Genomic DNA, 5,335 nt, shown 5'->3' with positions numbered 1-5,335 from the left:
ACAACTTCGTGCGCATGCAGCGCTCGAAGCGCGATTTCACCTTGTCTGCGAACCACTTCGTGGAAAGGTTCCTGCCCGAAAACTTGTCGCTTTTCAGGGGGATTTCAGGCATTCCTGCATGGATGGCACTGCCGAATTTCGATTTGTGCAACGCCGAGATCGTTTTGTATGAGAAGGTTTTCTCGAAATCATAACTCTTTTCTTTCCGGAAATCCTTTTTGATATCCTCTTCGTTGAAAGCCATTCCCGTCTCCTTCAGATAGTCGATCATGATGCCATAGGTGGACCCGAAGGAGGCATGGCCATCTTTATAGCTGAGCAGGTCGCCGTCCGGAACGATGTTTTTCCGGGTCAGATTTGCCAACATCTTCTGGAAGCCGACGTTCCGGGAGGCATAGTGGCCGGCGTTGTAATCGGCGAATACATACTTCCAGTCATCGTAATTGTGCTTGAAGTCGAGCAGATAAGCCGATCCGTAGAATACTCCGCCTTTGCAGGTGTAGAGGATTTTACGGATATCGTCATGCTCGACGTTTTCGGGTTTTCGAGGGTACTGCCCGGCAAATCTGACCGATATCTGCATCGATCCGATTGTGGTGATCAGATCGTCCACATCCTTGTCGAGCACCTGAAGCATCGGTTTGGTGACATCGGCAGCGATAAATTCGTTATACCACAGTTCCACATCGCGCTCGCTTTCAATCGGATCGATGTTCTGGCGGAACGTGTTTCCGTTCGCTGCTTTTTGGTCCAGTCGTGATTCAATGATAAAGCGGACAATGGGATTGCTTCCGGCATTGTTCAGTTTGCTGCGCAGGATATTGCCCATTCCGGGTGTTTTCGGAACGGTTTTAAAGCCGCTTTCCTGTGCAATGACAGCTATGACGGCGCACGCATTTTCCTTGCTGACAGGTACGCCGATCTCCTGAAGGCTCTCTTTGATCGCTTTCGCCCATATGTCGGGAGAGTCGAGACCCGGAGAGGCAACGAGAATCAGTTTTTCAATCGATTGTTCCGCAAGCCCGGAATCGTCGTTTCGGGAACAAGCACTTTGAAAAAAGGTCAAAACGAGTGCGCAGAGGGTGAAGAGCGCGATGCGTGTTTCTCTTGTCATGGCCGGCAGATTCGTGTCTGTATAAACGATGGGTGCGAAATAACCCCGAACCTCATATCCGTGTGCGCATGCAGTGGTTGAAGCGGGACTTCACGCGCTGGGCGAACCATTTCGTGGACAGGTTTTTGCTCGTGAATTTCGGACTGTTCAGGGGGATATCGGGCAGGACAGCGTAGATCGTGCGTCCGAATCTCTGCTTGTGCATTTCCGCGATGGTCTTATAAGACCAGGTGTCCTCGAAATCATGGCTTTTTTCCTTCGAGAAATCCTGCCTGATCTGATCTTCATCGAACGCCACTCCCTTTTTCTTCAGGAAGCCGGTGAAGGTGACATAGGTGACCGAAGGGGCGATATCGCCGTTTTCATAGTTCATCAGGTCGCCGTCCATGGTGACCGTTCTGTGCGTCAGATTTGCCAGCATTTTCTGGAATCCTGCGTTCCTGCTTGAGTAATGCCCGGCGTTGAAATCGGCGAACACATACTTCCAGTCATCGTAATCGTACTGGTAGTCGAGCAGATAAGCCGCACCATAGAACACGCCGCCCTTACAGGTGTAGAGCATGTCGCGCACGCTTCCGAACCCGGCGTTACCGGGCTTTTTCGGATACTCTTCGGCGAACTTCACCGAAACCTGCATCGAACCGATCGTGGTGACCAGATCGCTTGCATCCTTGTTGAGCACGAGAAGAATCGGTTTCGTTATGCTCGCGGAGGTGAACTCATCATACCAGCGCTCGAAATCCAGCTCACTTGCAACCGAATCGATGTTTTCGCGGAATGTCCTGCCGTTGGAGGCGTTCTGATCAAGTCTGCTTTCGATAATGAAACGCAGCACCTCGTTCGATTCGGCAGCCTCTATCTTTTGTCGCAGGATGCCGGCCATTCGCGCGTTTTTTGGCGCGATCGAGAATCCGCTGACCTGCGATATGACCGCCACCACGGCAGAAACATGCTCCTTGTCGACAGGTTGCCCAAGCTCTTCGAGGCTCTCTTTTATTGCCTTCGCCCAGATGTCAGGCGAAGGATTGTTCGGTCTTGCGGCAAGAACCAGTTTTTCTATCTGCTCTTCTGTCAGTCCTGTATTCCTGGTTCCCTGGCATCCGCCGAGAAACAGGATGAAAAGCAAAGCAAAGAGTATGAATCGTTTCGCTCTCGGCATGGCGATGGTTTCAGTGGAGAAATTCCGGTTACATCGAGGTCGAGTAGTTCGGGGCCTCTTTGGTGATTTTGACGTCGTGCGGATGGCTTTCGCGCAGGCCGGCCGAGGTGATGCGCACGAACTGCGTTCTGCTTTTCAGATCTTCCACCGTACCCACTCCGCAATAGCCCATTGCCGATTTCAGTCCTCCGATAAGCTGGTAGACCACCTCGTCGAGCTTGCCTTTCGAGGGAATACGCCCCTCGATGCCTTCAGGTACATATTTTTTCGATTCGCTCGAAGCGTCCTGGAAGTAGCGGTCGCTGCTGCCTTCGGGTTCCGACATGGCGCCGAGCGAGCCCATTCCGCGGTAGGTCTTGAACCTCCGGCCTTCGTAGAGAATCGTTTCGCCGGGGCTCTCGTCGGTGCCGGCGAAAATGCTGCCCATCATCACCGAATCCGCTCCGGCGGCAAGGGCCTTGGCAATATCGCCGCTGTACTTGATTCCTCCGTCGGCAATGATCGGCGTACCCGTTCTGGCTGCCTCCCCGGCGCAGTTCAGGATGGCGGTAAACTGCGGCATGCCTACACCGGCCACAATGCGGGTGGTGCAGATGCTGCCCGGTCCGATGCCCACCTTCACGCAGTCGGCGCCTGCCTCGACGAGGTCCCGCACCGCTTCGGGCGTGGCCACGTTTCCTGCAATGACCTGCAGTTTCGGATAGACCTTCTTGATCGCTTTCACCGTATCGAGAACGGCCTGGCTGTGGCCGTGAGCGGTATCGACGGCAACTACATCGACTCCTGCCTCCACCAGCGCCTTGACCCGGTCCAGCGTGTTCTCCCTGATGCCGACCGCCGCGCCGACCCTGAGGTGGCCCTGGCTGTCCTTGCAGGCGTCGGGGAACTGCTTGCGGGTCTGGATGTCCTTGAAGGTGATGAGTCCTTTCAGGTTGTTCTCCTCATCGACGATCAGAAGCTTTTCGATCTTGTTTTTCAGCAGGATCTGTTCGGCGGATGCAAGATCGACATCCTCCCTGGCCGTGATAAGATTTTTTCTGGTCATGATGGTTGCGATACCAGCGTCGAGCGACGGCTTGATGCGCAGATCGCGGTTGGTGACGATTCCCTTGAGCTTCTTTGACGGGTCGCCTTCGTAGGCCGGGTGTTCGATAACCGGAATGCCGGAAATGGAGTGACGCAGCATGAGATCGAGCGCATCCTGCATGGTGGCGTCTTCGTACAGGGTGAAGGGATCGCGGATGATGCCGCTCTCGTAACGTTTCACCTTGGCGACTTCCCGAGCCTGCTCTTCGATGGAGAGGTTCTTGTGGATAATGCCGATGCCGCCTGAACGGGCAAGGGCAATGGCAAGGCGCGATTCCGTCACGGTGTCCATGGCCGCACTGACGAGCGGTATTCTCAGCTCTATGGATTTCGTGAGGCGGGTGGCGACCTTGGTCTCTTTGGGAAGTATATTTGAATATGCGGGAATCAGGAGCACGTCATCGAACGTAAGCGCTTCGTACAGTATTTTCGTCATCGTCAGGCAGGTTTAGAATTGCTGCTAAATTGAATCTGCCAATTTACGAAAAGTGCCGGGACTATGGCAATGTTAATCACTGTTAACCCCCCGATGAAAATTTGCTGTCGGGAGGTCAAGCGCCATAAAAAAGCGTGTTTAGCTGCATTTTTATCCGGATTGCGTTTTTGAAAAGTCAAAAGAGAATGTAAATTACAGGCCATTTATTACGGAGAGGTCGCATAGTTGGTCTAGTGCGCTCGCCTGGAAAGCGGGTAGGGTGTAACAGCCCTCGAGGGTTCGAATCCCTCCCTCTCCGCAGAAGACCAGTACTAAGTTCCATGTTGGAAGTGCTGAGTGGAAAGAAAAGGCAAAAAGCTGGTAAAGAGGGAGGGTGAGAACCCGCCAGGAAGAAATTTCAGCTCCGGAGGAGCGACATATCGGTAGCGCAGGGCGACAGCCCAGGGGGAAATTCCGGTAATATTTTTCTCTGGCATTTTTCCCGCAATTCGCTATCTTTGATGCCTGTTCTTTAGGGTAGCTGGAGGATTAGCCTAATTGGTAAGGCAGCAGTCTTGAAAACTGCCGGGTTCACGCCCATGGGGGTTCGAGTCCCTCATCCTCCGCATAACATTTTCAGGAGAGGTGGCCGAGTGGCTGAAGGCACCGGTTTGCTAAACCGACGTAGTTCGTAAAGGGCTACCGAGGGTTCGAATCCCTCCCTCTCCGCAACAAACCCCGCACCAGCGGGGTTTTTGCATTAAGGGAGGGGTGAGAACCCGTTTATCCGCCAATCAGCTTCGCGTACTCCGCTCTCAACTGCTCTCCGGCCTCGCCCGCGATGAGCAGCACGACCGGGCAATCCTTCAGGCAGAGAACCCCGTAGCTGCCGAACAGGTGCTTCTGTTCGCCGACCGACGCTATCGCCCTCCAGGGAATGAAAAGCGGCGGCGAGAGCATGCGGAAGATGAAGAGGATGTCGAGATGCACCCCTCTGCTGTCGAGAGTCATGAACAGGCAACCCCTGTAGCTGATCGGGAAGAGCCTGAATCGCCTGATGAACCCCGACGCGAAACGGAACTGCTTTCCGGCATGCGGCCCGGCACCGGGAAACCGTTCGGCAAGCAGCGACCATCCGCTCAGTTTCGAGAGCAGGGCGCTTACTCCGATCCACAAAAGGGCGAACACGGCAATCAGAAAAACCGGCAGCAACATGAAAAAAGAGGTATCCATCATGCTTCGGTTGAGTTCTTGTCGTCAACGGATCAAGGGAAAGGCGCAGGAATTTCAAACACAATCGTCGTTTTCCTCTCTTTGTTCCTTTTCCGTTCCCGCCGCACACCGGGAAAATAGTGCTTCCTGGCGTCTCCACACGGACGCGAATCCGAAGGTCGGTTTTATGTTCAGGGATTTTGCCGGGCATCGATCACGTTTGGAAAATCCTGCCGGATGCGGAGCGCGGCTTCGGGCGAAATCCTTGCGGCAGCGGCGAACTCCGGCCAGCGCCCGACGGCTTCGGCCACTTCGCTTATGATGCTTTCATGGTCCGGCACCGTGAAGC

General features: G+C 54.2%; 4 protein-coding genes and 3 tRNA genes. 3 read left to right on the top strand and 4 right to left on the bottom strand.

The window, feature by feature from the left end; all coding sequences use genetic code 11:
* From WBP50_RS00445 to guaB, 3 genes are all read right to left on the bottom strand, one after another.
* Positions 1 to 1,114 (bottom strand): DUF1615 family protein (locus WBP50_RS00445; RefSeq protein WP_423931090.1); only part of this gene is annotated, 1,114 nt, incomplete at its 3' end.
* 52 nt (positions 1,115 to 1,166) lie between these two features.
* Complete coding sequence (locus WBP50_RS00440) at positions 1,167 to 2,273, bottom strand: DUF1615 family protein (RefSeq protein ID WP_423931089.1); 1,107 nt, start codon at positions 2,271 to 2,273, stop codon at positions 1,167 to 1,169.
* A gap of 28 nt (positions 2,274 to 2,301) precedes the next feature.
* Positions 2,302 to 3,795 carry an IMP dehydrogenase gene (gene guaB, locus WBP50_RS00435; protein WP_423931088.1) on the bottom strand — a complete coding sequence of 498 codons (1,494 nt, stop codon included), beginning with the start codon at positions 3,793 to 3,795 and terminating at the stop codon, positions 2,302 to 2,304.
* A gap of 210 nt (positions 3,796 to 4,005) precedes the next feature.
* On the opposite strand from guaB, the gene WBP50_RS00430 reads away from it, so the two are divergent.
* The 3 genes from WBP50_RS00430 to WBP50_RS00420 all read left to right on the top strand — a co-directional run bounded on the left by WBP50_RS00430 (position 4,006) and on the right by WBP50_RS00420 (position 4,503).
* Positions 4,006 to 4,093, top strand: a tRNA-Ser gene (locus tag WBP50_RS00430).
* 224 nt (positions 4,094 to 4,317) lie between these two features.
* Positions 4,318 to 4,400: transfer RNA gene (locus WBP50_RS00425), tRNA-Ser, on the top strand.
* Between the two features lie 13 nt (positions 4,401 to 4,413).
* Positions 4,414 to 4,503: transfer RNA gene (locus WBP50_RS00420), tRNA-Ser, on the top strand.
* A gap of 54 nt (positions 4,504 to 4,557) precedes the next feature.
* Here WBP50_RS00420 and WBP50_RS00415 read toward each other — a convergent pair.
* Complete coding sequence (locus WBP50_RS00415; RefSeq protein ID WP_423931087.1) at positions 4,558 to 5,010, bottom strand: hypothetical protein; 453 nt, start codon at positions 5,008 to 5,010, stop codon at positions 4,558 to 4,560.
* Between the last annotated feature and the right edge of the window lie 325 nt (positions 5,011 to 5,335).

The organism is Chlorobium sp., assembly GCF_049593655.1.
In the GTDB taxonomy this organism is placed as follows: Bacteria; Bacteroidota; Chlorobiia; order Chlorobiales; family Chlorobiaceae; genus Chlorobium.
The sequence above is the reverse complement of the archived record's forward strand: the minus strand, read 5'-3'. Positions and strand labels throughout refer to the sequence as shown.